This window comes from Kitasatospora sp. NPDC052896 (genome assembly GCF_044547075.1).
Classification (GTDB): Bacteria; Actinomycetota; Actinomycetes; order Streptomycetales; family Streptomycetaceae; genus Kitasatospora.
The window spans coordinates 90,773-114,978 of the sequence record NZ_JBITZU010000008.1 but is presented as its reverse complement, the minus strand read 5'-3'; the positions used below and the strand labels follow the sequence as shown (position 1 = coordinate 114,978).

Genomic DNA, 24,206 nt, shown 5'->3' with positions numbered 1-24,206 from the left:
TCGGCCAATAGCTGTCACCTGCGGGAATCTGGGATGACCGGGGCTTGCGCGGGCCTGACCCCGGATAGGCTGATGGGTGGTACAGGGGAGCGGAAGGGGAGGCCATGCCGGCACAGAGCCACGGTCGTCCGGCCATGCTTGACCACGACGCGGCGGGTCCGCAGGGCTCCCTGCGGCGGGCACTGCGGGTGCTCGAGGCGGTGGATCGGCACCCGTACGGGGCCACCCTGGCCGACCTGGCGCGGGAGACCGCGCTGCCCGGGCCGGTGGTCCGCGAGCTGGTCGGCGTGCTCGCCGCCGAGGGCTACCTGCAGTCGCTGGACGGTGGTTGGCTGCTGGGCGGGGTCTTCGCGATGCTCGGGCAGCAGAACCGCGAGCAGCTGATCCGGATCCGGCTGCACCACAAACTCACCGAGCTGCGTGACGAGTTGGGCGCCGCCGTGTACTTCGGGCGCTACCACGACGGCGAGTTGAGCGTGGAGGCGGTCGCCGCGGCGGAGCACGCGCCGGCGGTGCACGAGTGGGTGGACTTCCGGGCCACCGCGCACGCCAGCGCGCTGGGCAAGTGCCTGCTCAGCCAACTCGACCACGAGGGCCGGCTGGACCACCTCTCCCGGCACCCGATCGCCCGGCTCACCTCGCGCACCATCACCGACGCCGAGCAGCTGATGCACCGGCTGGAGCGCCAGCCGGCCACCGTCCCCACCCTCGACCTGCAGGAGTACGCCCTCGGCACGGTCTGCGCCGCCGTCCCCGTGACGGCCGGGAGCACGGTGGGCTGCCTGGCGATGTCGCTCCCGCTGGACAACGCGCACCGGCTGCGGGCCGCGTCGGAGCTGCTGGCCGAGCGGGCGGCGCCACTGATGCTGGCGATGGCGGTGTAGTGCTCGATCCGTCCACCCACCGAGGGGCCCGTGCCTGCGCGCGGGCCCCTCGGCGTTCGGCGCCCCTCGCGGACGTTATTAGACTCACCGTCGATAAGAATGGCCGAACCCCTTGTGAGCTGCGGTACCCGCCAGTAGTTTGAAGTGCTGCCGCCACCCCCGCAGGTCAGGAGGCCCTCCCATGCCCCGAACCAGAGGCCCCGTCCGCCCCACGGCCCCCGAGGTGCACCACGACCTCGTGCTGGAACCCCGCGACGTGGCGTTCGACTGGACCGAGCTGCCGTTGCACTGGATCCCGGACGAACCGTTCGCCACCCACACCATCAACGTGCTGCACCTGCTGCTCCCCGAGGGTGAGCGCTGGTTCATCCGGGTCTTCAAGGAGGCCCTGCCGCTGATCACCGACGACGGGCTGCGCGAGGAGGTGCTCGGTTTCATCGGCCAGGAGTCGATCCACGCCGAGGCGCACCAGGAGGTGCTGGACCACCTGCTGGCACAGGGCCTCGACCCGCGGCCCTACGTCCGGCAGATCGCCTGGCTGTTCCAACGGATCCTCGGCGAGAAGCCGCACCTCAACGCGCGGCAGCGGCGTGAGACCGTCATCGAGCGAGTCGCCTTCGTCGCCGCGATCGAGCACTTCACCGCCTTCCTCGGCAACTGGGCGCTCAACTCGCCGGGCCTGGACCGGGCGCACGCCGACCCGACCATGGTCGACCTGCTGCGCTGGCACGGCGCCGAGGAGGTGGAACACCGCAGCGTGGCCTTCGACCTGATGGTTCACCTGGACCCGGGCTACCCGCGCCGGATCCGCGGCATGCTGGTCTCCGGGCCGCTGCTGGTGCACCTGTGGATCCGCGGGGTGCGCTACCTGCTGGCGCACGATCCGAGCCTGCGCGGCCGGGTCCGGCCCAGTTGGCGACAGGCGCAGGACGCGGCGCGGCGCGGCCTGCTGCCCGACCCGGTGCAGTCGATCCGCTCCGGGCTGCGCTACCTGAAGCCGGGCTACCACCCCACCCAGGAGGGCTCCAGTGCCCAGGCCCTGAGCTACCTCGCCACCTCGCCGGCCGCCCGCGCCGCCGCCCGCTGAGTTCCGGAGCACCGCCGCATGGACCACACCCCGACCGAGCAGCACGGCCCGACCGGGCCGACGGCCCCCGCCCGCAGCGCCGCCTTCGGGCGCACCAGCACGCACGACCTCAGCGCCCCGCCGCCCGACCTCTACGGGCGTCCGCGCGCCGACCGCTTCCTGCGCGGCCTGACCGCCTTCGACCGGCACTACGGCCCCGCGCTGGGTTCTCCGGGTCTGCGCCGCAACCCGCGCCGCCCGGCCGCCCGGCCCACCGCGCCGCTCTGCCTGGTGGTCGTCTCGCACCGGCAAGTCGCCGATGAAGTCGTCGAGTTGCTGCTCGCCGATCCCGCCGGAGGCCCGCTGCCCGGCTGGCAGCCCGGTGCCCACCTGCGGCTCACCCTGCCCTCCGGCCGCGAACGCCACTACTCGCTCTGCGGCGACCCGGCCGACCGCGCCACCTACCGGATCGCGGTGCGGCGGATCGCCGACGGAGGCGGTGGATCGGTGGAGATCCACGAGGAGTTGCACGTCGGTGCCCGCCTGACGGTCCGCCGGCCGCGCAACGGCTTCGCCTTCTGCGGCGAGCCGGTGCCGCTCCTGGTGGCCGGCGGGATCGGCGTCACCCCGCTGCTGCCGATCGCCCGGGAGGCCGAACGGCGCGGACTGGACTGGCACCTGGTGTACGCCGGGCGGAGCTCCGGGTCGATGCCCTACCTCGACGAGCTGCGTGCCCTGGCCCCCGACCGGCTCACCCTGCTCACCGGCCGGATCCCCACCGGTGCCGAGCTGCTGGCCCCGGCCCGCCCCGGCGCCGCGGTCTACTGCTGCGGCCCGGCCCCGATGCTGGCAGCCGTGCAGCGGGCGCTGGACGGATCGCCGGCCACCGCCCTGCACTTCGAGCGGTTCGGCGCCGCGCCGATCACCGACGGTCGCCCGTTCAGCGTGCAACTGGGCACCGGGGGACCGGTGTTGCCGGTCCCGGCGGACCGCTCCGCGCTGGACGTGCTGCGCGAGGCCCGCCCCGACCTGCCGTACTCCTGCCGCCAGGGCTTCTGCGGCACCTGCCAGGTCAGCGTGGCCGCCGGCAGCCCCGAGCACCGCGACCGCCGGCTGACCGCCGAGGAGCGGGCCGCCGGCGCCCTGCTGCCCTGCGTCTCACGGGCCGCCGAGGGCGACACCCTGGTCCTGGAGGTCTGAACCTTGAGCCGGTCACCGTCGTTCCGCTACACCACGCAGGACCTGGACCGTTTCCGTGAGGTCCAGCAACTGGCCTACCACTGCGCCGAACAGGTCGCCGCCTGGATCGAGCCCGGCGTCACCGAGCGGCAGGCCACCGCACGGCTGCGCCACCTCCTGGTGGCCGCCGGGGTGCGGGACTTCTTCCACGTGCCGTTCGCCTGGTTCGGCGACCGCACCGCGTTCCGACACTTCCACACCCCGCTGCAGTTCTTCGCCGGCGGCCGGGTGCTGCGCGAGGGCATGCCGTACGTGCTGGACTGCGCGCCGGTGGTGGACGGCTACACCGCCGACATCGGCTACGGCGGCAAGGTCGGCGACAACCCGGTCTGGGACCGGCTCGCCCGCGACCTGCGGGTCTACCGGGAGCTGATCCTGCGCGAGGTGCGGGCCCGCAAGCCGCTGGACGAGGTCTACGCGGCGGTCGACGCGCAGATCGTCGCGCACGGCTACGACAACCGCCACCAGGTCTACCCGGGCCGGGTGATCGGCCACCAGGTGACCCGCAACACCAGCCGGGCGCCGGTCGGGGTCAACCTGTTCGGCTTCGGGCTGCGCACCCTGCAGACCCTCGGCCGTGAGCTCATCAGCGAGCGCCTGCAAGGGCGTTCGCCGCTCTGGGCGGACGGTCGGGCGTCCCGGCACGCGCCCACCCCGGGCCTGTGGGCGGTCGAACCGCACATCGGATTCCGCGAGGTGGGCATCAAGTTCGAGGAGCTCCTCGTGGTGACCGAGGACGACGCCTACTGGCTGGACGACGACCTGCCGCACGTGCGGCGCTGGAACAGGCTTGAGGAGGCCGCCCGATGAGCCCCATGACGCCGATCAGCCCGACGCCGCCGCCCGCGACCCGGCGGAGCACCGTGCACTCGGCGGGCGTCGCGCTCGCCGTCTTCGCACAGGGCGATCCCGAGGCGCCCACCGTGCTGCTGGTGCACGGGTACCCCGACACCCATCGGGTCTGGGACGACGTCGCGGCCGACCTGGCCGCCGACCACCACGTGGTCCGCTACGACGTGCGCGGGGCCGGTGAGTCCGGGGTGCCGGACGGCCGCGACGGCTATCGGCTGGAGCTGCTGGCCGCGGACCTGTTCGCGGTCGCCGACGCGGTCAGCCCGGACCGTCCGGTGCACGTGGTCGCGCACGACTGGGGTTCCCTGCAGTCCTGGGAGGCGGTCACCGAGCCCGACGCGGAGCGCCGGATCGCCTCGTACACCACGATCTCCGGGCCCTGCCTGGACCACATGGGCTACTGGATCCGGCACCGGCTGCGCCGGCCCACCCCGCGGCACCTGCGCCAACTGCTCGCCCAGGGAGCGCACTCCTGGTACATCACCGCCTTCCACCTGCCGGTGCTGGCTCCGGCCACCTGGCGGCTCTGGCTGGCCCGGGCCTGGCCGCGGGTGCTGCGCGATCTGGAGGCGGTCACCCCGCGGCCCGGACACCCGCAGCGGACGTTGCGTCAGGACGCCGTCCGGGGGATCGAGTTGTACCGCGCCAACATGCGTCCCCGGCTGCGCGCCCCGCGCGAGCGGCCGACGAAGGTGCCGGTGCAGCTGATCACCCTGCGCCGGGACCACTACGTCGCGCCGTTCCTCTCCGAGGGGTTGGAGCGCTGGGCGCCGCACCTCACCCGGCGCGAGCTGAACGCCACCCACTGGTCCGCCCTGTTGGAGCGTGGCGATCAAGTCGCCGGACTGGTCCGGGAGTTCACCGGACGCCTGGCCTCGGGTGCACCGTCCGACGCGAGCCGCCGGTTGGTGGTGATCACCGGCGGCGGCAGCGGGATCGGGCGGGCCACCGCGCTGGCCTTCGGCGAGCAGGGCGCCCGGGTGGTGGTCGGCGACCTCGACCTCGCGGCGGCCGAGCGGACCGTCGAACTCGTCGCCCTGGTGGGCGGATCGGGGCACGCGTACCGGGTCGACGTGAGCGACGGCGTGGCCGTGGACGACTGGGCGCGGACCGTGGCCGCCACGCACGGCGTGCCGGACGTGCTGGTCAACAACGCCGGCATCGGGCACTCGGGAACCTTCCTGCAGACCACCGAGAAGGAGTGGCAACGGGTCCTGGACGTCAACCTGTGGGGCGTGATCCACGGCTGCCGGGCGTTCGGCACGCTGATGGCCGAGCGCGGACAGGGCGGGCACATCGTCAACCTGGCCTCGGCCGCCGGCTACCTGCCGTCCAAGATGCTGGCCGCCTACGCCACCAGCAAGGCGGCTGTGCTGATGCTCTCCGACTGCCTGCGCGCCGAACTCGCCCCACAGGGCATCGGGGTGAGTGCCATCTGCCCCGGCATCGTCAACACCAACATCACCCGCACCGCGACCTTCTCCGGTCTCTCGGCCGACCAGCAGGCCGTCAAGCAGGCCCGCGCCGCCCGGCTGTACGCCCGACGGGGCTTCCCGCCGGAGAAGGTCGCCGCCGAGATCGTCCGGGCGGTCCGCACCGGCAAGCCGGTGGTCCCGGTGACGCTGGAGGCCAGGGCGGCCCGGCTGCTCGGCCGACTCTCACCGGGGCTGCTGCGCCTGGCGGCCCGGCTGGACCTCGGCTGACCGCTACCCACCGGCGGTCGGGTGCATCCGCAACAGGTGCACCCGGCCCGCCACTTCGAACGTCAGCGTGAGTCCGCCGTCCCGTTCCAGGAACTCGGTGGCCCGCTCCACGGCGTCCGGGCGGGTGAGGAAGTACTCGTACGCCCGGTGGGTGCTCTCGTCCAGCGCCAGCACCCGCATCGCCGCCCAGAGCGCGGCGAGCGCGTCGCCCACCCGCGCGAAGCTCGCGGGCCCGGTGATCCCGGTCAGCTCCACCGTCACCGCACCGATCACCCGCCCACCTCCGGGGCGCACTCGCACCACACCACCTTGCCGACCCCGCTCGTCCGAGCCCCGGCACCCCACCCGACCACCAGCGCCTCCACCAGCACCAACCCCCGTCCACCCTCGGCCTCCCAGGCGCCGCCGCCCCGCTGCGGCCAACGCTCCTCACGGGCGTCGTGCACCTCAATACGCAGCCGTTCGCCCTCGAGTTCAAACCGCGCGCGGAGCAGCCGCCCCCGTGCTCGCCCGTGCAGCACGGCATTGGTCACCAACTCGCTGACCAGCAACTCGCCTGGACGCAAAAAGCGTTCACCCCCGGGTGCGCTCCCCAGCCACCCCCGCAACGCGCGCCGCGCCAACCCCGGCGCCCGCCGACTGTAGGGCAGCCAGCAGTCGTGGGCGCCGGTGGGGGACGGGGATCTCCCGATCATTTCGGACATGGTGCAGCCACCTTCCCGGGTGGACGTCTGTTGAGATGCGCGCTCGAGCAGCCCGCTTTCCACGCCACGCTCCGCGACAAGGCCGAATCCGGTTGCCGGGTCCGGTTCCTGCTCGGCGACCCGGAGGGCGAGGTCACCCGGCGGCGGGAGGAGGTCGAGGAGGTGGCCCTCACGGTCTCCACCCGGATCCGGATCACCCTGGAGAACCTCGCCGGGCTGCGGGACGTTCCCGGGCTGGAAGTCCGCCACAGCTCGGCCGCGGACGCGCCCAACCACGTCGGCCTGTGCGTCTTCCGTTTCGACGCCGACGCGCTGGTGACCCCCCACCTCGCGCGGGTGGTCGGCCACGACTCGCCCCTGTTCCACCTCCGGCGGCGCCAGGACGGCGGCATGTTCGACCGGTTCGCCGCCCATGCCGAGGAACTCTGGTCGCGGGGAGTCGAGTCGAGCCGCCCGGTGGCCGGCGGTTGAGGGGGCGCACCGCACCGGCCCTCCCTCTCCACCCGCCGGCGCGTAACGACTCGGCAAACAGCTGACCGTTTGTCATGTTGCCCTGCCACGCTGCCGCTGTCCGAGCAGGCGAGCGCGCGAGCAGCAGGAGCAGTGCGATGGGGACACCGGATCCGCGGCGGCGGACCAGCTGGGGGACTCCCGCGCGGTCGGTGCCGCGGCCGCCGACGTCCCATCGGAAGAAGGGCGGCGGGCGGCGGGGGCGACGGCTCGGGTGCGCCGTCGTCGTGCTGCTCGTCGCCCTGGCCGGTGCCGCCGTGGCCGTCGAGGCCAGGGACGGCGCCCGTCGCCCGGCGGCCTCCGCCCGGCGGCCGTCGACGGCCGCCACCGCACCCCACACGCTCACCTACGTCGTCACCGGCGCCGGGAGCGCGGCCGTCCAGTACGGGCCGGCCGGTTCCGACCTGCAGGGCCACGCACCGATGAGCGTGACCCAGCCGCTCGGCAACCCCAGCTACTACGCGATCTCCGCCCAGCTCCAGGGCGGCGGCGCGGTCAGTTGCCAGTTGGAGGTGGATGGCCAGGTGATCTCGCAGGCCACCGCCTCGGGCGGCTACGACATCGCGTCCTGCGAGATCAGCAAGGACCCGCGCACTGGCAACTGGACCGCCACCGACCAGGGTTGACCGCCCTAGCGGTCGGCCGTGCCGGCGCGCCCGACGGCGGCGAGCGCGACGGCGTAGGCCAGGTCGAGTAGCAGGATGCTGACGAACAGGTAGGGGAGCAGCGGCCCGTGGTGCAGCGGCTCGTCCGCCCGGCCGAGCCAGGTGTCGGCCGAGGCCAGCGCCGTGCCGACCAGCTTGCAGACGGCGATCCCGAGCGACTGCCCGCGGGTGGAGCGCCGGGTGAGCAGCATGCCGAGGAAGAGGCCGGACATCATCAGGTTCTGGCCGAACGCGGCGAACGTCCCCGCCCCGGCGTCGAACTGGCGGCAGACCGCGTCAACGCCCAGGTAGCTCAGCCCGATCGTGCCGGCCACCAGGGCGGGGAAGGCCCGGCACGACAGCCACCGGAACTCGCGCGGGCCGAACCGCAGTACGGTCCACAGGATGCCGCAGTCCAGGGCGAGCCAGACCAGGTCGATCACGTGCTGCACACCGTCGTGCGGCCGGACGAAGCTGAAGATGAACTCCCAGGAGAGGTTGGCCCCCAGTGCGACCAGCGGCATCCCGTAACTGCGGTCGCGCAGCCCGACCCGGATGACCAGCACGTAGGTGACGGTCCAGAAGACCCCCGAGCCCACGGCGAGCGCGGTCCCCATCGCGTTCCCTCCCCCAGATGGCATGCTCGGGACAGCGTACGCTGCTGCGGTGTCCCTCGCCTTCGTCCGCCGCCTCGACGGCCTGACCTACCACTTCCGGCCGGACGGTACCCGCAACGGCAGCCCGTGCCACCGACGCGTCGACCTCGACCTGTGGCTGGTCCGGCTCCCCGACCGCGGCTGGTGCACCTGCGACGCGGACGGCGTCGCCAACGGCTGGCCCCTCCCGTCCGGCGCGGCCCACGCGGCGCTGCCCCCGCTGACCGCGTGGCGGAGCTGGAAGGCGGGCCGGTCGTACCTCTACGACCTGCGCGCCTGCGGGCCGTCGGGCTGCTGATCCCCGCTGACCCGCTGACCCGCTGACCCGCGGGCCGCCGGTCAGCCGGTCGGCCGATCGGCCGTTCAGCTGGTGCGCAGCCAGACCTCGAAGTGGCCCTGGCCGGCCGAGGTGCGGTAGGGCAGGGCGCTGTCCAGCCGGTACCGTCCGCCCGACCGCAGCTGGTCGCGGATGGCGGTCTCCACGGCGCCGGGGTTGTCCGACCAGTCGAGCACCACGCCGTCGAAGTAGCCGTCCTGGAGCGCGGCCACGTAGCCGGGGATCCCGGTCAGCTGTTGACCGGGACGGCCGGTGTAGTCGATGTAGAAGATCGAGGTCCAGCGCGTGTAGTCGGTCAGACGGCGTGCCGTCAGGTAGTAGACCGGTCCCTCGTGCGGCTCGCCGAGCCAGCGCTGCCCGGGCTGGACCTTGGTGGACAGCTCCTGGATCAGGTAGGTGGTGTTCGGCCAGATCCCGTAGTTGTACGCGGACTGCGACATGCCCAGGGTCAGCGCGATCGTCCCGATCGCTATCGCCGCCTGCGGGAACTTGAAGTGGGCGCCCATCAGCCGGGTCATCCCGACCCCGGCCATCGGGGCCGCGAACAGCAGCCCGAACCCGACGTGCTTCTGCAGCGAGGTGGTGGTCTGGAGGTGGATCTGGTACGCGGGCGCGAGCAGTGCCGTCCCGGTGAGCAGGGTGCCCAGGGCCAGTCGCCAGCGGGCCCCGGGGACGGCCTGCCGCCAGCCCGGCATCTCGCTGAGCCGGGCCCGCCGGGCGTACAGCACGGTGCCGAGGGCGGCGACCGCGAAGAGCAGGCCGCCCCACTGGGTGCTGTCCTGGATGATCGTCCAGGCCGAGTCGGTGCCGAGGGCCCGGGCGGTGGTGGTGCTCTGGATCGCCTGGAGGTAGTCGGTGGCGTACAGCGCACCACCGAGCAGCCCGACCACGCCGACGGTGAAGACGGCCGCGCGCAGCAGCGCCCGCGGCACGCCGTACCGCTGGTAGGCGACCAGCATCAGGAGCATGGCCAGGGTGGGCAGGTAGAGCGCGGAGGCGTACTTCACGCCGACCGCGAGCGCGGCCACCGGAGCGGGGAGCAGCGACAGCGCCCAGTGGCCGTGCCCGAACCGGACCACGATCCAGGCCGACAGCGCGAGCAGGAAGACGGCGCACGCGTCGTAGGTCGCGAAGTTGCCGAGGAACAGGGTGGACTGCGCGAAGGCGAAGAGCACCGCGCCGCAGAGCCCGGCACGTTCGCTGAAGAGCCGGCGGGAGAAGGAGTACAGCAGCGCGGTGCTGCCCAGCATGAAGAACAGGCTCATCACCCGCACACCGGCCAGGCCGAAGAGCGAGTCCACCGCCGCCGCCAGCACCGGGTAGAGGGTGGGCGCGCCGGAGAAGTACGAGCCGAAACCGCCGTAGTCCGGGACTCCGTGGAAGAGGTGCGCGATCATCGCGTGACCGGCGTAGATGTACAGCGCCTCGTCCTCGAAGGCGGTGTTGGTCAGGCGGAGCGAGAGCGCCGCCTGCACCACCAGGAGCACGGCGAGCAGCCCGCGGCTGATCCAGGTCCGCCGGGAGCTGGCGCCGGCCGCCCAGGCGGCGTCCGGGACGTGCGGCAGTGTCCAGCCGGGGCGCACCGGCTCGGCGAAGGCGTAGCCGGGGTCCGCCGCCGGGTCCGGGGAGGGCAACACCCGCAGCTGCATGGTGCGTTCGGCCTGGCGTTCCGGCTGCCGCCCGGTCGGCGGGTCGGTCGGCGGGTCGGTGGGTCGAGCGGCGGGTGGCGCGGCCGGGTGGCGCCGCGCCGACTTCGGCAGCACGGACAGCTTCAGCGTGGCATCGACGTCGAAGCCGGACTGCCGCGCCGGCCCGGGGACGGTCGACCGGGGTGTGGGCGGCTGCGACTCGGCCGCCTCCGGGCCGGCCGGTCGCGGGTCGGCCCGTGCGGCCGTGCTGCCGTGAGCCGGTCCGGTGCCCGGCCGGCCGGGCGCGAACCAGGAGCCCGCGTTCTCGGGCGTCTGCGCGGGGCCGCCGGGCCCCTTGGTGTTCTGCTCAGGCATCGGGGTGCTCCACGTCGAAGCCGAAGCGCGGATCAGCCGCTGCGTTCCGGAAGGCAGCCAGGGACTGCGGACTGCTGTCGATCCGCCAGTCGGTCTCCTTGTTGAGGTCGAACCAGACGAAGCCCAGCACGTCGTCGCGCGCCGCGACGCCGGCGAACAGGTCGGCGATGTCGGCGGGCTTGCGCGGGGTCGGCTCGGAGGCCGTCTCGGAGAGCAGCACCGGCTTGGCGGTGAAGGCGCGCACCTCGTCCAGGGTCGGCCCGAACAGGGTGTCGAAGGTGTGCGGCCCGGTCGCGGCGTAGTAGCCGATCACGCCGAGCCAGTCCACGTAGCCGTCCCCCGGGTAGTACGGCTTCAGCTGCACGGTGGGCGCCGGGTTGATCACGTTCGGGCTCCACACCCAGATGACGTTGGAGACGCCCACGTCCTGGAAGCGGTCGTGGAGGTGCTGCCAGGCCTTGACGAAGTCGGCGGGGGTGTTCTGCTTGGTGCCCCACGGGTACCAGTCGCCGTTCATCTCGTGCCCGAAGCTGATCGCCACCGGCACGTTGAGGGCGCGGATCGCCTCCGCGGTGCGCTGGATGTAGTCGTCCTCACCGCCGCCCGCGATCTGCTGGAGGGTCTTCTTGAACGGCTCCCACGCGACGTACGGCAGCATGCCGTGCTTCCAGACCGCCAGGGTCTGGTCGGGCTGGAAATCGTCGCCCCAACCCAGGTAGTAGACCAGCAGGTTGGGCGCCTTGCCGGCGATCTGGGTCCAGGCGTCGACCGGCGCCAGGGTCTGCGGAACCCCGTCGAAGGTGGCCCCGAGGTACTTGTGCTTCGGCTTCAGCAGCTTGGTGACGTCGTACGGCACGTACGGCACGGCCGAGGTGGAGCCCGGGCCCGACCCGGGCCCGGCGCCCTGGCCGCCCGCTCCGATCGGTGCGGTGGGACTGGCGCAGCCGGCCAGCCCCAGACCGCCCAGGGCGGCGGCGAGCAGCGCGGCCCGTCGGCTGATCGATGCGCTCATCCGGTCACCGCCGCGGTCTGGGTGGGGAGTCCGGCCGGGAGTTCGGCCGGTGGCTCGGGGTCGGTGCGGGGGGTGACCAGCACCCGGCAGATCGCGACGGCGTAGAAGACGCCGGAGGCCAGCATCAGGGTGAAGTCCTGCGGGACCATGGTGTCCATCCGCCACAGCGCCGCACCGATCCACAGCACGGCGGTGGGCAGGCTCCAGGCCCACATGCCGATCCAGAAGCGGCGGGTCTTGTTGTTCTTGGCGTTGCCCGAGCCGCTGGGCTGCCAGCCCATCGGGCGGCGGCGCAGCACGTCCCAGATCGCGAAGACGTGGGCCCAGCCGTACATCACCCGGGTCGCCCAGGCCTCCAGCCGGTAGGGGTTGCGGTGCCACAGCGGGTAGACCACGGTCAGGTAGAGCACGCTGGGCAGGACGTACCACATGTTGGTGGCGCGCAGCTGGTCCGGGAAGAACAGCAGCAGCACCAGCGCGATGGCCGGCCCGGTGAAGGTGAGCAGCGCGGTCTCGATGTAGTAGACGAAGCCCGACATGTAGCAGAGCCGGCTGGCGAAACGCATCTTGACCCGCCAGAAGTCCTGGAGGCTGCCGAGCATGCTCATCGAGGCCATGCACCAGCGGTACTGCTGGTTGTAGTACGCGCCGATGCTGTCCGGGCAGACGCCGGTGGACAGCGCCAGCGGTACGTAGCGCAGGTCCCAGCCGCGAGCCCGCAGGTCGAAGCCGGTGTGCATGTCCTCGGAGTGCTCGATCAGGCTGGTGCCGCCGATCTCGGCCAGTGCGCTGCGCCGGTAGACCGCGCAGGAACCCACGCAGATCGAGCCGTCACTGCGTTGCCGGGAGACCTGCACCGAGCGGTAGAAGAGCTCCTGGACGGCGCCCGCGCCGCGCTCGATCCAGTTCTGCTGGTCGAGCACCCGGAAGTACTGCGGCGACTGGACGATCGCGGTGCGCGGGTCGTCGTCCATGTACGGCAGCAGTTCGTCGAGCAGGTCCGCGCGCGGCGCGAAGTCGGCGTCCAGGATGAGGATGTGGTCGCTGTCGGAGTTCTCGAAGCCGTGCCGCAGGTTGCCGGCCTTCTTGAACCAGCCCCGGTTCGGGCGGACGAGATAGCGGAAGCCGAAGTCGGCGGCCATGGCGGCCAGTTCGGGGGTGTCGGAGTCGTCCAGCACGATCGGGGTGACCGGGCCCCGGTAGGAGTCGGCGAGCAGCCGCACGTGCGTCCAGGTGTTGTGCAGCACCTCGATGGGCTCGCCGCAGACGGGCAGGAAGACGTCCACCGAGGGGTGGACCGGCGGTGCCCAGTCGCGGACCAGCTTGCGGTGCTGCTTGAGGTCGAAGCTCGGTGTGAAGGCCTCCAGCCGGACGCCGATCAGGAAGCCCACCATCGAGAGCAGCAGCACCGGCGAGAACAGCCAGATCCACAGGCTGTGCCGGGCGGTGTCCAGCTGGCTGTAGAGGACGAAGACGAAACCGACCAGGGAGGAGAGGGTCAGCACCCAGTTGTACCGCTTGACGTAGGAGTACTTCTCCCGGTCATCGGGCGGCACGGGCAGCAGGCCGGTCTTGCCTCTGGCCGCCGTCCCGGCACGCGGGGCTCGGCGACGGCCGCCGTGCGCACCGGGGTGCGCGGCGGAAGGGTTGTACGGGACGTTCACAGATGCAGGCTCCGCGGACCGCGCCGGTGCTCTCCGGCTCTCCAGGCAAGGCAGGGGACCCCCGCTGTCACAGGGTGTCTGCAAGAGAGTTGAGGGCTTGCAGACAGTATCGAATGCCGGGAACCTGTTCGGTGCGAATTCGATAACCGCCACACAACTTTTGCCGAAGCGACTTATCCTGAGATTTCTCCCAGTTGTCCTGAGCCTTCTCCCAGTTTCTGGTCGCGCCGGTGACGGCGTCAGTGGTAGTGGGCCCCGGTGTCCAGCAGGCCTGAGGTGATGTCGAGTTCCTGGGGGGTGGTGGTCAGGTCGTAGTGCAGGCGTTCGGCCGGGACGCCACCGCGCTGGAAACGTTCGACCATGGTCATCACCATGTCGTCGGGGCCGGCCACGAAGACCTCGTGCTCGGCCCAGTGGCCCTGGGCCGGGACCACCTCGGGGAGCCGGCCCTGTACTCCGGCGTACTCGATCTCCTCGGAGACCACCGGGATCAGCAGCAACCGGGGGAAGACCGCGGCCAGCTGGCGCAGGCCGTCCAGGTCGTAGAGGTCGCTCGCGCGGCGCGCGCCGGCGAACAGGTGCAGGGTGAGCGGGCGGTGGCGCGAGATCATCTCCTCGGCCAGTGCCTTCACCGGGGCCAGTCCGGTGCCGCCGGCGACGCAGACCACCCGGCGGGAGAGCTGGTCGGGCAGGGTCATGGTGCCGCGCCCGGGCCCGAGTCGGAGCACGTCGCCGACCTGGGTCTGGTGCACCAGGGTGTTGCTCACCCAACCCGCCGGCACCGCCCGCACGTGCAGGGTCAACAGGCCGTCCCGGCGCGGCGCGTTGGCTATCGAGTACGGTCGCCAGACCTTCGGCCAGCGGGCCGTCTCCACCGTGGTGTACTGGCCGGCCCGGTAGGGGAACGGTGCGTTGGGTCGCAGCGTGAGCACCGCCAGGTCGGGGCCGCGCAGTTCGTGTCCGACCACCTCGGCCAGCCAGAACGGCGGGGTGCGGCCGGCCTCCTCCTCGGCGGCGGCGCTCATCGCGGCGGCGATCTGCCGGTACGCCTCGGTCCAGGCCCGTTCGTGCGCCGCGGTCCAGGCCTCCCCGGCGAAGCTGCGCAGCGTGCTCAGCAGGGCGGCGCCGACCGCGTCGTAATGCGCGTTCTGCACACCGTACTTGCGGTGGTCACGGCCCAACTGCTGGAGGAAGGGGATGAGTTCCGCCGGGCGGTCGATCATGCGCACCGCGCCGGCCAACGCCCGGAACAGCCGGTCGCGTTGCAGGTCCATGGCGGGTGGGAAGAACTGCCGGACCTCGGGATTGTGCAGGAAGAGGGTGGCGTAGAAGTGACCGGTGAGCTTGTCCGCGCGGTCCTGGACGAGCGCGAAGCTCTCGCGGATCAGGGTGAGATTGTCCTGGCTGTTGTCGTCAGTCATCGGTGATGATCCTGATGATCCGTCAGAGGGTGTGACGGCTGGTGCGGGAGTCGGCGGCGGCGCGAGGCCGGGGAGTGGGGTGATCCGGCACCCGTTCGGTGGAGAGCCGTTCGGCTCGCCCGGTCGGGTCGTAGGCTGCCTGGACGTGCTGCTCGCCGGCTGGGGCCTGTCCGGGATGGTCGAGAAGATGCTTGGGCATCCGTCTCCTCAATGTCAAGGGCATGACAAGATCTTCTCCAGGTGCACACGACCTCCTTGCTGGAAGCCGGAGTTCGGGCACTCACCGCACCATACACGCAGGGCAACTTCTGGTCACTCGTCAGCCTGCCCGCCACGGACGGGATTCGCGGTGACCCGGTGATCCTGGCGGGTGGCAGGGCCCGACGGTGACCGTGGGGCCGACGGGACGCGTCGACGGGACGCCATGGGGCCCGGGCTCGGTCCGGCCGACCCCTGCCGGACCGAGCCCAGGCGTACCACGGGTCGGTGGTGGACCCGGGGGAGTCCGCCACCGCTCCGGTGGCCGGCAGCCAACTCATGCACAGTCGGGGCTGCCGGTGATCCGGCCGGATGGCGTGCCCGGGGAGACCGCCATCCGTCCGGAGTTCGTGGGTGTTCCGCTGGTTACCAGCTGCCCCCTACCGTGCCGAACAGGGACGGGAGTTGGGGCGTGGGCGGGATCAGCCCGGGCAGCCCGCCGCCCACCGTGGGACGACTGGTGCCCTGGCCGCCCTGGTCCGGGCCGCCCGGGTCGGGGTGGTTGCCCGGGCCGCCGCCGTGGCCGTGACCGCCGTGGTCGGTGCCACCGGGGTCGACGGGAGTGCCTGAGCCGCCGTCGTGGTCGGAGGTGGCGCTCGGGGACGGACCGGTGGAACCGGCCGGCCTGCTCGAAGCGCCCGGGGACGAGCCGGCCGGAGGCGTGCCGGCCGAACCCGGTGCGGGCCCGACCGTGGGGCTCGGGGACGCGAGGAGGTCCGCGCAGAAGTCCCGGACCCGGTTCGGGCCGCCCGCCGCGCGCGTCAGCGGCTCGAACCGGGAGTCTGCGGTGGCCTGGCCCGGCTCGGCCCAGGCCAGGCAGAGTCCGGCCAGCAGCTGGGCCGACGCCCGGTCACCGGGCACCTGGTCGGCCGCCGGCGGCCTGGTCGACCCGTCCGGACGGTCGACCGCGCGCCCACTGGGCCGCGCCGAGGCGGTGGCCGCGGCGCTGTCGGACACCGTGTCGTCGGGCGAACCACCCAGCACGGTGGGCAGGTACCCGCCCCCGGCCGCCATGGCGACGCCACCGACGGCGGTCGCCGCGAGCGCGACCACGGCGACCTTGGCGCTGAGGAAGCGCACCGGTGCGCAACTGGTCATCCAAGGTCTCCGGGGCTGGCGGGTGGCGGGCTGGGTGCTGCTGGTCGGGCGGACGGTCGGGGTGGCGGAGCCGGGGCTGAGCTGGGCCGCCTCCCGGAACGCGGCCAGGGCCGCCTCCTCCCCGGCCAGCTCGGCCGCGGTGGCAGGGCCGGCCGCGGCGGCGAGCAGATCGGCGAGGGCGCCCCGACCGCCCTGCGTACCGTCCGCGGCGCCGGTGAGCAGCTGCTCGGCGGCGTCTCGGTCGATCCGACGGGATCGGTTGGTGCTCATCTCATGTCCTTCAGCGTCGGAGCTCCGGGCGGTGTCACACCTTCGGAAGAATTTTCGGCAGAACTTTTCCGGGAGGGCCCGGTCGACTGTCGGGAGGGCTCCGCCGCCGTCCCCGAGGGCTCCGCCGCGGCCCGCTGGCCGGGTACCGCACCGCGGGATTCGAGCAGTTTGGCGAGCCTGCGCAGCCCGCGGTGGGCGGCCATCCGGACGGTGCCGGCCCGCTTGCCCAGCACCCGGGCCGCGCTCTCGGCGTCCAGCTGCATCACCACGCGCAGCAGTACCGCCTCGGCCTGGTCCCGCGGCAGCCCGGCGATCAGCGCCAGCGCCTCCCGGGTGCCCGCGGCGGTGAGCACCGCGCCCTCGGTGTCGTCCCGGGCCGGGAGGTCGAGCAGCTCCTCGACCGGCAGGTCGGTGGTGGGCCGGCGGCGCTTGGCACGCAGGTGGTCCATCGCGCGGTGCCGGCCGATGGTGGCGGCCCAGCCGCGGAACCCGTCGGCGTCACCGCGGAAGGTGTGCAGATCCCGGGCGATCTGCAGCCAGGTCTCCGAGGCGACGTCCTCGGCGTCCGAGCCGTCGCCGCCGACCAGCACTCTCAGGTAGCGCAGCAGCGGAGGCTGGACGGCGCGGAACAGCAGGCGGAAGGCCTCCTCGTCCCCTTGCTGCGCGGCCCGGACGGCTTCCGCGAGATCCGGCGTCGATGTCTCTGGCGGCGGTCCCGAGGACGGCTCCGGCGGGCCGGCGGCGTCGGCGGCGCCGCCGTACTGATCTGCATTTCGCACTGCGCCATCATCGGGCATCAGGGTGAGGCGTCCTGCACGCACGTGCGAGCCGACGGGGGAGCGGGTGCCCCGGCCTCCTGGCCGACCTCTGATCACGGGGCCGACTTGCCGGGTGCCAGGCCGCCGGGGCCGCGCGGGTCAGGCGACCCGGCGCCGGCCCTCGGGCGCCGCCACCCCGTCGAGGTCGTGGTGGATCGGGCCGTTTCCGGCCGAGAGCGGGAGGCAGCCGCCGCCGCGGCGGGAGGCGACGATCTCGGCCGCCACCGCGACGGCGGTCTCCTCCGGGGTGCGGGCGCCCAGGTCGAGGCCGATCGGCGAGCGCAGCCGGGCGATCTCGGTCTCGGTCAGGCCCACCTCGCGCAGGCGTTCGTTGCGGTCCAGGTGGGTGCGGCGCGAGCCCAACGCGCCGACGAAGCCGACCGGCAGCCGCAGTGCGCGCTCCAGCAGCGGGATGTCGAACTTGGCGTCGTGGGTGAGCACGCACAGCACCGTCCGCCCGTCGACCAGATCGAGCTGGGTGTCCAGGTAGCGGTGCGGCCAGTCGACCACCACCTGGTCCGCGTCCGGGAACCGGCGCTCGGTGGCGAAGACCGGGCGGGCGTCGCAGACCGTCACGTGGTAGCCGAGGAACTTGCCGACCCGCACCACCGCGGCGGCGAAGTCGATCGCACCGAAGACGATCATGCGCGGCGCCGGCACGTACGACTCGACGAAGAAGGTGACGGTCCCCTGCGCGGTGGGGTCGCACGGGCGGCCGTCCAGCGCGAGCACCACCCGGCCGGTCCGGCCGGCGTCCAGCATGGCCCGCGCCTCGGCGACCGCCGAACGCTCCAGCGCGCCGGTCGTGGTGAGGGCGGACGGCTTGGGGCGGAGCGTGCCGTGGTGGGCGTCGGCGGTGACCGCGACGGTGGCGCCGAGCAGCCCGGCCGGACCCTCGATCACCCGGACCAGCGCGACCGGCGTGCCGGAGGCGATGTAGGCGATGCCGGCGTCGATCGCCGCATCGGCGCCCGGCACGACCGGCTGGACGAACACGTCGAGGATGCCGCCGCAGGTCAGACCCACCGCGAAGGCGTCCTCGTCGCTGTAGCCGAAGCGCTCCAGCACCGGCTCGCCGGAGACGATCGCCTCCTGGCACAGCTCGTACACCGCGCCCTCCACGCACCCGCCGGAGACGCTGCCGATCGCCTCGCCCGCGGCGTCCACGGCCAGTGCCGCGCCCGGGTCGCGCGGCGCGCTGCCAGTGACGCCGACCACGGTGGCGACCGCGAAGGAGCGCCCGGTGGCGTGCCAGGCGTGCAACTGCTCGGCGATGTCCTGCATGTCCGGTGCTCCTGTCGTCCGTGCGGGGGTGGTCGGGGAGAAGCGGTGAGCGCGGTACGGGGGCCGTCGACCCCCGTACCGCGGCGGGTGACCGATCAGTGCACGCCGAGCCATTCCTTGATCGGCGTCAGCGCGAAGTACACGACGAACACCGCGGTGAGAATCCACATCAGCGGACCGGGCTCGCGCCACTTGCCCCTGCCCGCCTTGATCACCACATAGGAGATCACGCCGGCGGCGACACCCGCGGTGATGCTGTAGGTGAAGGGCATCAGCACGCAGGTCAGGAAGGCCGGAACGGCCACCTCGCGGTCCGCCCAGTCGATGTGCCGGGCCTGACTCATCATCATCGAGCCGATGACGACCAGTGCCGCGGAGGCGACCTCGACCGGCACGATCCCGGCCAGCGGGGAGAAGAAGAGCATCAGGGCGAACACGCCGCCGGTGACCACCGAGGAGAGGCCGGTCCGCGCGCCCTCGCCGACGCCGGTGGCGGACTCCACGAAGACCGTCTGGCCGGAGGCACCCGCCAGACCGCCGATGATGCCGCCGGTGCCGTCGATGAACAGGGCCTTGCTCAGGCCGGGCATCCGACCCTGCTGGTCGGCCAGCCCGGCCTCGGTGCCGACGCCGATGATGGTGGCCATCGCGTCGAAGAAGCCGGCCAGCACCAGGGTGAAGACCGCGACCGAGGCGCTGATCGCACCCAGGCCCCTACCACCGAAGGCGCCGAACAGGTCCACGTGGCCGAAGAGGCCGAAGTCCGGCGCGGAGACCGGGCTGCCCGGCCAGACCGGCGCCGAGCTGGCCCAGGCCTTGGCGGGCAGGTGGGCGACCTGGTTGACGACGAACGCGAGGACGGTGCCGGAGGCGATGCCGATCAGGATCGCGCCGCGGACGTCGCGGGCCAGCAGGACGAAGATCGTCAGCAGCGTCACCGCGAAGCAGACCACCGGCCAGCCGGCCAGCTCGCCGAAGGGGCCGAGGGAGACCGGGGTGGGCCCGCCGGTGTGCACGAAGCCGGACTTGACCAGGCCGATCAGCGCCACGAAGAGGCCGATGCCGATGGTGATGGCGTGCTTGAGCGGCAGTGGGATGCCGTTCATGATCTTCTCGCGCAGGCCGGAGACGACCAGCAGCACGATCAGCAGGCCGTAGATGACGCAGAGGCCGAAGGCCTGCGCCCAGGTGGTGTGCGGCACGACCAGGGCGGAGACCGCGCCGGAGACCGACAGGCCGGCGGCGGCGGCCAGCGGCGCGTTGCCGACCACGCCCAGCAGGATCGTGGTCACGGCCGCGGCGAGTGCCGTCGCGGTGGTGAGCTGCGCGTGGTCGAGCTTGGCGCCGGTGACGTCCGCGCCGCTCAGGATGATCGGGTTGAGCAGGACGATGTAGGCCATCGCCATGAAGGTGGTGAGGCCACCTCTGAGCTCGTTGCCGAAGGTCGACCCTCGGGCCGAGATCTTGAAGTACGCGTCCAGGGCGTTCCTCGGGACCGGGTCCGGCGCGGGTGCCTCGGCCTGCGTGGGGGTGCCGGCCTGGGCGGGAATCTCTTCGGTGGTGCCGGGGTCCGTGGGGATCCGGGTCATGTCCACTCCCAAGTGTCATAGGGGATTGGGGTGGGCGAGTCGACCTGGCTGTCGGTTGGGGACGACAGGAGGGGGACTTGTTCGACTCACGAGGCGCACTCTGTGGTGCTCGCGGTGCGTTGGGGTGGTGCGCACCGCTGCAGAGCCCCGGCGTGGGAGAGGCAGCGGATTGATGCACGACAGTGTTGCCTGGATCTGTTGTCGCGGGTGGGGTGGAGCGGCCCCGGGGCGGCGGGGGAAGACTGGCCGCCGCCCCGGGGAGGTTGGGGTGCTGTCTAGAGCGTCCCGGTGAGGTGCTCGGGGCGGACCGGCACCCGGTTGAGTGCGATGCCGGTGGCGGCCCGGATGGCGGCCACGATCGACGGGGTGGAGGACACCGTCGGGGCCTCGCCGACGCCGCGCAGCCCGTACGGGGCGTTGGGGTCGGGCAGTTCGAGCATGTCGACCGGGATCGGCGGGACGTCCAGGATGGTGGGGATCAGGTAGTCGGTGAAGGAGGCGTTGCGCACCTTGCCGTCCGTGACGATGATCTCCTCCATCACCGCGAGGCCCAGTCCCTGGGTGCAGCCGCCCTGGATCTGGCCGATCACCGAGAGCGGGTTGAGCGCCTTGCCGACGTCCTGGGCGGCGGTCAGCTCGACGACCTTGACCAGGCCGAGCTCGACGTCGACGTCGACCACCGCGCGGTTGGCGCAGAAGGTGTACTGGACGTGGCCGAAGCCCTGTCCGGTCTCCTTGTCGAACGGGACGGTCGGGCGGTGGTGGTGTTCGCGGGTCAGGTCGATCGCGTCGTCGCCGAGCAGGTCGACCATCGTGACCAGCACGCCCGACGACGCGGAGACCACCTTGCCGCCGGCCAGCGTGATGTCGTTCTGGGTCCAGCCGTAGCGCTGGCGGCCCTTGGCGATCAGCGCCTGCTTGACGGCCTCGGCGGCGAGCTTGACCGCGCCGCCGGTCATGTAGGTCTGTCGGGAGGCGGAGGTGGAGCCGGCCGAGCCGACCTCGGTGTTGGCCGGGTGGATGGTGACCTTCTCGACGCCCAGCTCGGTGCGGGCGATCTGGCCGTGCACGGTGACCCCGCCCTGGCCGACCTCGGCCATCGCGGTGTGCACCATGGCGACCGGCTCGCCGCCGATCACCTCCAGGCGGACCCGGGCGGTGGAGTAGTCGTCGAAGCCCTCGGAGAAGCCGACGTTCTTGATGCCGACCGAGTAGCCGATGCCGCGCACGATGCCCTCGCCGTGCGAGGTGTTGGAGAGCGCGCCGGGGACCTCACGGATGTCCAGGTTGTCCAGGTCCAGCGGCGGCGGCAGCGGCATGTCCTTGACCCGCTGGAGCAGTTCGGCGACCGGGGCCGGTGAGTCGATCAGCTGGCCGGTGGGCATGTGGTCGCCCTCGGACATCGCGTTGAGCTGCCGCAGCTCGACCGGGTCCATGCCCAGTTCGGCGGCCAGCTTGTCCATCTGCGACTCGTAGCCGAAGCAGGCCTGGACCGCGCCGAAGCCGCGCATCGCGCCGCAGGAGGGGTTGTTGCTGTAGAGGGCGATGGCCTCCATCCGCACGTTCGGGATCACGTACGGGCCGTGGCCCAGCGAGGCGGCGTTGCCGACCACGGCGGGCGAGGCGGAGGCGTAGGCACCGCCGTCCAGCACGATCCGGGCGTCGGCGAAGACCAGCTTGCCGTCCCGGGTGGCGCCGTGCTCGTAGGTCATCCTGGCCGGGTGACGGTGCACGTGGCCGAAGAACGACTCGTCGCGGGAGTAGACGATCTTGACCGGCTTGCCGGTGCGCTGCGCCAGCAGGCAGGCGTGGATCTGCATCGACAGGTCCTCGCGGCCGCCGAACGCGCCGCCGACGCCGGCCAGGGTGAGCCGGACCTTCTCCTCCGGCAGCGCCAGCACCGGGGCCATCTGCTGGCGGTCCACGTGCAGCCACTGGGTGGCGATGTAGAGGTCGATGCCGCCGTCCTCGGCCGGCACCGCCAGGCCGGACTCCGGGCCGAGGAAGGCCTGGTCCTGCATGCCGACCTCGTACTCGCCCCTGACGATGACGTCCGCCATCGCCCGCACCTCGTCGGTCACGCCCAGACCGGAGACCAGCTTCTGCGAGTGCACGACGTTGCCCGACCCGTGCGACTTGTACTCGTGCGGCTCGTGCACGTACCCGTACTTCTCCGGGTTGAGGCACTGCTCCTCGGTGACGATCGGGGTGAGCACCTCGTACTCGACCCTGATCTTCTTCACCGCGCGGCGGGCCGTCTCCGGGTGGTCGGCGGCGACCAGGGCGATCGCCTCACCGTGGTAGCGGACCTTGTCGATCGCCAGCGCCGGCTGGTCCTGGATCTCCAGGCCGTAGAACTTGGAGCCGGGGATGTCCTCGTGGGTGAGCACCGCGTGGACACCGGGCACCTTGAGCGCCTCGGAGATGTCCACCGAGAGGATGTTGGCGCGCGGGTGCGGGGAGCGCAGCGCCATCCCCCACAGCATGTCCTCGTGCCACATGTCCGAGGAGTACGCGAACTCGCCCCTGACCTTCAGCGTGCCGTCCGGGCGCAGCGGCGAGCCGCCGATGCCGTCCGGGCTGCCGGTGGTGATGTCCTGCAGGTTCTTCTGACCCTGGATGGTGCGCGTGCTCATTCCGTGGACCCCGCCTTCTGGCACTTGCGGGCGGACGCCAGCCGCACCGCGTCCATGATCTTCTCGTAGCCGGTGCAGCGGCACAGGTTGCCGCTCAGCGCCTCACGGATGTCGGTGTCACTCGGCTGGGGGTCACGGTCCAGCAGCGCGTGGGTCTGGACCAGCAGGCCCGGGGTGCAGAAACCGCACTGCACGGCGCCGGCGTCGATGAACGCCTGCTGCACCGGGTCCAGGCCGCTCTCGTCGGCCAGGCCCTCGACCGTGCGGACCTCGCGGCCCTGCACCTGACCGGCCGCGACCAGACACGAACAGACCGGCGTGCCGTCCAGGTAGACCGTGCACGAGCCGCACTCGCCCTGCTCGCAGGCGTTCTTGGAGCCCGGCAGGCCCACCCGCTCGCGCAGCACGTAGAGCAGGCTCTCGCCCTCCCACACGTCATCCGCCTCGACCGGCTTGCCGTTGGCGGTGAAAGTGACCCTCATGCCGCGCTCCTGATCTGCTTGCCGTAGTCGTTCCAGGTCCAGGTCAGCGTGCGCCGGGCCATCACGGCCAGCGAGTGCCGCCGGTAGTCGGCGGTGCCCCGGACGTCGTCGATCGGGGAGGCGGCGGCCTTGACCAGCTCGCCGAACCGCTGGATCACCTCGGTCCCCAGCAGTTCGCCGGACTCCCACAGGCCGCGCTCGGCGAGCACGCCCTGCAGGTACTCCTCCGCCTCGACGGCGCGGCGCGGCGTGGGGGCGGCCGAACCGATGCCCGTTCCGACGGTGCCGTTCCTGGGGTGCAGCGCGAAGCCGAACGCGCAGACCGCGATCACCATCGCGTTGCGGGTGCCGATCTTCGAGAACTGCTGCGGGCCGTCCGCCACCGGGATGCGCACCGCGCGGATCAGCTCGTCCTGCTCCAGGCTGTTGCGCTTCACCCCGACGTAGAACTCGTCGATCGGGATCAGCCGGGTGCCGCGCACCGAGTGCGCCTCGACGAACACGTCCCGACCGGCGGCCAGCAGCGCGGGGTGCGCGTCACCGGCCGGCGAGGCGCCGCCCAGGTTCCCGCCGACCCCGCCGCGGTTGCGGATCTGCGGCGAGCCGACGGTGCGGGCCGCGAGTGCCAGACCCGGCAGGGGGCCGGAGAGCTCCTCGATGATCCGGGTGTAGGACACCGAGGCACCCAGTCTCACCACGTCATCGGTGATGGACCAGTCGGACAGCTCGGTCACGCGGTTCAGGTCGAGCAGCGCGGACGGCCGGTGCACGTCGAAATTCATCTCGACCATCACGTCCGTGCCACCGGAGATCGGCAGCGCGGTCGGGTACTCAGCCTTCGCCGCGAGCGCCTCGTCCCAGGTAGCGGGCCGCAGGAACTCCATGCGGGTGTCTCCTCAAGTCGTCGCCAATCGAACCTTTGGGCACTGTGCCCGGACTCCGCCGGGCTTCGCCCGTTCGGGGGCCTCGGCGCGAGAGTCCATACCTTCGGTGTTCGGACTCGGCACCGGAGCGTTGCCGCGGCGTCGAGTCCTGGTCACCGGGGTGTGTCCGGCGGCGTGTGGCCAGTGAACTCC

Annotated in this window: 22 protein-coding genes and 1 pseudogene; 8 read left to right on the top strand and 15 right to left on the bottom strand. The window is 72.4% G+C overall.

The window, feature by feature from the left end:
* Positions 1 to 104 precede the first annotated feature (104 nt).
* The 5 genes from ACIGXM_RS18715 (at position 105) to ACIGXM_RS18695 (ending at position 5,744) form a co-directional block, all read left to right on the top strand.
* Complete coding sequence (locus ACIGXM_RS18715) at positions 105 to 884, top strand: IclR family transcriptional regulator (RefSeq protein WP_396562153.1); 780 nt, start codon at positions 105 to 107, stop codon at positions 882 to 884.
* A 181-nt stretch (positions 885 to 1,065) separates the two neighbouring features.
* Positions 1,066 to 1,971: a metal-dependent hydrolase gene (locus tag ACIGXM_RS18710; protein ID WP_396562151.1), complete on the top strand. Its 906-nt coding sequence runs from the start codon at positions 1,066 to 1,068 to the stop codon at positions 1,969 to 1,971.
* A gap of 18 nt (positions 1,972 to 1,989) precedes the next feature.
* On the top strand, positions 1,990 to 3,150 hold the full coding sequence (locus ACIGXM_RS18705; RefSeq protein WP_396562149.1) for a PDR/VanB family oxidoreductase: 1,161 nt from the start codon (positions 1,990 to 1,992) through the stop codon (positions 3,148 to 3,150).
* Positions 3,151 to 3,153: 3 nt separating this feature from the next.
* Positions 3,154 to 3,999, top strand: coding sequence for a M24 family metallopeptidase (locus ACIGXM_RS18700; RefSeq protein ID WP_396562147.1), 846 nt, complete (start codon positions 3,154 to 3,156; stop codon positions 3,997 to 3,999).
* Entirely contained in the window at positions 3,996 to 5,744 is a 1,749-nt protein-coding gene (locus ACIGXM_RS18695) for an SDR family oxidoreductase (protein ID WP_396562145.1), read from the top strand. Before ACIGXM_RS18700 ends, ACIGXM_RS18695 begins: the two co-directional genes overlap by 4 nt.
* Before the next feature lie 3 nt (positions 5,745 to 5,747).
* Here ACIGXM_RS18695 and ACIGXM_RS18690 read toward each other — a convergent pair whose 3' ends face one another.
* Entirely contained in the window at positions 5,748 to 6,017 is a 270-nt protein-coding gene (locus tag ACIGXM_RS18690) for a hypothetical protein (protein ID WP_396562143.1), read from the bottom strand.
* Positions 6,014 to 6,439, bottom strand: a complete 426-nt coding sequence (locus ACIGXM_RS18685) for an ATP-binding protein (protein ID WP_396562547.1) — start codon at positions 6,437 to 6,439, stop codon at positions 6,014 to 6,016. The genes ACIGXM_RS18690 and ACIGXM_RS18685 overlap by 4 nt, the downstream gene beginning before the upstream one ends.
* 60 nt (positions 6,440 to 6,499) lie before the next feature.
* Between ACIGXM_RS18685 and ACIGXM_RS18680 the strand changes: the two are divergent.
* Together ACIGXM_RS18680 and ACIGXM_RS18675 are read left to right on the top strand one after the other, a co-directional pair.
* Positions 6,500 to 6,919 (top strand): annotated as a pseudogene (locus tag ACIGXM_RS18680) (XRE family transcriptional regulator); the annotation flags it as partial.
* 266 nt (positions 6,920 to 7,185) lie between these two features.
* Positions 7,186 to 7,584, top strand: a complete 399-nt coding sequence (locus tag ACIGXM_RS18675; RefSeq protein WP_396562141.1) for a hypothetical protein — start codon at positions 7,186 to 7,188, stop codon at positions 7,582 to 7,584.
* Positions 7,585 to 7,589: 5 nt separating this feature from the next.
* Here ACIGXM_RS18675 and ACIGXM_RS18670 read toward each other — a convergent pair whose 3' ends face one another.
* The gene (locus tag ACIGXM_RS18670; RefSeq protein ID WP_396562139.1) at positions 7,590 to 8,219 is read right to left on the bottom strand and encodes a hypothetical protein; all 630 of its coding nucleotides are present in this window, start codon (positions 8,217 to 8,219) and stop codon (positions 7,590 to 7,592) included.
* Positions 8,220 to 8,268: 49 nt separating this feature from the next.
* On the opposite strand from ACIGXM_RS18670, the gene ACIGXM_RS18665 reads away from it, so the two are divergent.
* Positions 8,269 to 8,556: a hypothetical protein gene (locus tag ACIGXM_RS18665; protein WP_396562138.1), complete on the top strand. Its 288-nt coding sequence runs from the start codon at positions 8,269 to 8,271 to the stop codon at positions 8,554 to 8,556.
* 65 nt (positions 8,557 to 8,621) lie between these two features.
* Here the strand turns inward: ACIGXM_RS18665 and ACIGXM_RS18660 are convergent, their stop codons facing one another.
* From ACIGXM_RS18660 to ACIGXM_RS18605, 12 genes are all read right to left on the bottom strand, one after another.
* Entirely contained in the window at positions 8,622 to 10,598 is a 1,977-nt protein-coding gene (locus tag ACIGXM_RS18660) for a glycosyltransferase family 39 protein (RefSeq protein WP_396562136.1), read from the bottom strand.
* Entirely contained in the window at positions 10,591 to 11,610 is a 1,020-nt protein-coding gene (locus ACIGXM_RS18655; RefSeq protein WP_396562134.1) for a glycoside hydrolase family 26 protein, read from the bottom strand. The genes ACIGXM_RS18660 and ACIGXM_RS18655 overlap by 8 nt, the downstream gene beginning before the upstream one ends.
* Entirely contained in the window at positions 11,607 to 13,274 is a 1,668-nt protein-coding gene (locus tag ACIGXM_RS18650; RefSeq protein WP_396562133.1) for a glycosyltransferase family 2 protein, read from the bottom strand. Before ACIGXM_RS18650 ends, ACIGXM_RS18655 begins: the two co-directional genes overlap by 4 nt.
* Before the next feature lie 239 nt (positions 13,275 to 13,513).
* On the bottom strand, positions 13,514 to 14,695 hold the full coding sequence (locus ACIGXM_RS18645) for a globin domain-containing protein (RefSeq protein ID WP_396562131.1): 1,182 nt from the start codon (positions 14,693 to 14,695) through the stop codon (positions 13,514 to 13,516).
* A 22-nt stretch (positions 14,696 to 14,717) separates the two neighbouring features.
* A complete protein-coding gene (locus ACIGXM_RS18640; protein WP_396562129.1) occupies positions 14,718 to 14,894 on the bottom strand; it encodes a hypothetical protein in 177 nt (58 codons plus the stop codon).
* A 425-nt stretch (positions 14,895 to 15,319) separates the two neighbouring features.
* Positions 15,320 to 16,321: a hypothetical protein gene (locus ACIGXM_RS18635; protein ID WP_396562128.1), complete on the bottom strand. Its 1,002-nt coding sequence runs from the start codon at positions 16,319 to 16,321 to the stop codon at positions 15,320 to 15,322.
* On the bottom strand, positions 16,318 to 17,100 hold the full coding sequence (locus ACIGXM_RS18630) for an RNA polymerase sigma factor (RefSeq protein WP_396562126.1): 783 nt from the start codon (positions 17,098 to 17,100) through the stop codon (positions 16,318 to 16,320). The genes ACIGXM_RS18635 and ACIGXM_RS18630 overlap by 4 nt, the downstream gene beginning before the upstream one ends.
* A 138-nt stretch (positions 17,101 to 17,238) precedes the next feature.
* Positions 17,239 to 18,423 (bottom strand): XdhC family protein, encoded by a 1,185-nt coding sequence (locus ACIGXM_RS18625; protein ID WP_396562124.1) that lies wholly within the window; start codon positions 18,421 to 18,423, stop codon positions 17,239 to 17,241.
* A 95-nt stretch (positions 18,424 to 18,518) separates the two neighbouring features.
* Positions 18,519 to 20,012: an NCS2 family permease gene (locus ACIGXM_RS18620; RefSeq protein ID WP_396562122.1), complete on the bottom strand. Its 1,494-nt coding sequence runs from the start codon at positions 20,010 to 20,012 to the stop codon at positions 18,519 to 18,521.
* A gap of 275 nt (positions 20,013 to 20,287) precedes the next feature.
* On the bottom strand, positions 20,288 to 22,648 hold the full coding sequence (gene pucD / locus ACIGXM_RS18615; protein WP_396562120.1) for a xanthine dehydrogenase subunit D: 2,361 nt from the start codon (positions 22,646 to 22,648) through the stop codon (positions 20,288 to 20,290).
* The gene (locus ACIGXM_RS18610) at positions 22,645 to 23,130 is read right to left on the bottom strand and encodes a (2Fe-2S)-binding protein (RefSeq protein WP_396562118.1); all 486 of its coding nucleotides are present in this window, start codon (positions 23,128 to 23,130) and stop codon (positions 22,645 to 22,647) included. The genes pucD and ACIGXM_RS18610 overlap by 4 nt, the downstream gene beginning before the upstream one ends.
* Positions 23,127 to 24,014: an FAD binding domain-containing protein gene (locus ACIGXM_RS18605; RefSeq protein ID WP_396562116.1), complete on the bottom strand. Its 888-nt coding sequence runs from the start codon at positions 24,012 to 24,014 to the stop codon at positions 23,127 to 23,129. The genes ACIGXM_RS18610 and ACIGXM_RS18605 overlap by 4 nt, the downstream gene beginning before the upstream one ends.
* Positions 24,015 to 24,206: the final 192 nt, after the last annotated feature.

Excerpts from the sequence above, each read along its gene's own strand:
- ACIGXM_RS18645 (WP_396562131.1), bottom strand. The coding sequence starts at position 14,695 with ATGACTGACGACAACAGCCAGGACAATCTCACCCTGATCCGCGAGAGC.
- ACIGXM_RS18670 (WP_396562139.1), bottom strand. The coding sequence starts at position 8,219 with ATGGGGACCGCGCTCGCCGTGGGCTCGGGGGTCTTCTGGACCGTCACC.
- pucD (WP_396562120.1), bottom strand. The coding sequence starts at position 22,648 with ATGAGCACGCGCACCATCCAGGGTCAGAAGAACCTGCAGGACATCACC.
- ACIGXM_RS18640 (WP_396562129.1), bottom strand. The coding sequence starts at position 14,894 with ATGCCCAAGCATCTTCTCGACCATCCCGGACAGGCCCCAGCCGGCGAG.
- ACIGXM_RS18625 (WP_396562124.1), bottom strand. The coding sequence starts at position 18,423 with ATGCAGGACATCGCCGAGCAGTTGCACGCCTGGCACGCCACCGGGCGC.
- ACIGXM_RS18660 (WP_396562136.1), bottom strand. The coding sequence starts at position 10,598 with ATGCCTGAGCAGAACACCAAGGGGCCCGGCGGCCCCGCGCAGACGCCC.
- ACIGXM_RS18605 (WP_396562116.1), bottom strand. The coding sequence starts at position 24,014 with ATGGAGTTCCTGCGGCCCGCTACCTGGGACGAGGCGCTCGCGGCGAAG.
- ACIGXM_RS18695 (WP_396562145.1), top strand. The coding sequence starts at position 3,996 with ATGAGCCCCATGACGCCGATCAGCCCGACGCCGCCGCCCGCGACCCGG.
- ACIGXM_RS18705 (WP_396562149.1), top strand. The coding sequence starts at position 1,990 with ATGGACCACACCCCGACCGAGCAGCACGGCCCGACCGGGCCGACGGCC.
- ACIGXM_RS18620 (WP_396562122.1), bottom strand. The coding sequence starts at position 20,012 with ATGACCCGGATCCCCACGGACCCCGGCACCACCGAAGAGATTCCCGCC.
- ACIGXM_RS18685 (WP_396562547.1), bottom strand. The coding sequence starts at position 6,439 with ATGATCGGGAGATCCCCGTCCCCCACCGGCGCCCACGACTGCTGGCTG.
- ACIGXM_RS18655 (WP_396562134.1), bottom strand. The coding sequence starts at position 11,610 with ATGAGCGCATCGATCAGCCGACGGGCCGCGCTGCTCGCCGCCGCCCTG.
- ACIGXM_RS18715 (WP_396562153.1), top strand. The coding sequence starts at position 105 with ATGCCGGCACAGAGCCACGGTCGTCCGGCCATGCTTGACCACGACGCG.
- ACIGXM_RS18610 (WP_396562118.1), bottom strand. The coding sequence starts at position 23,130 with ATGAGGGTCACTTTCACCGCCAACGGCAAGCCGGTCGAGGCGGATGAC.
- ACIGXM_RS18710 (WP_396562151.1), top strand. The coding sequence starts at position 1,066 with ATGCCCCGAACCAGAGGCCCCGTCCGCCCCACGGCCCCCGAGGTGCAC.
- ACIGXM_RS18635 (WP_396562128.1), bottom strand. The coding sequence starts at position 16,321 with ATGAGCACCAACCGATCCCGTCGGATCGACCGAGACGCCGCCGAGCAG.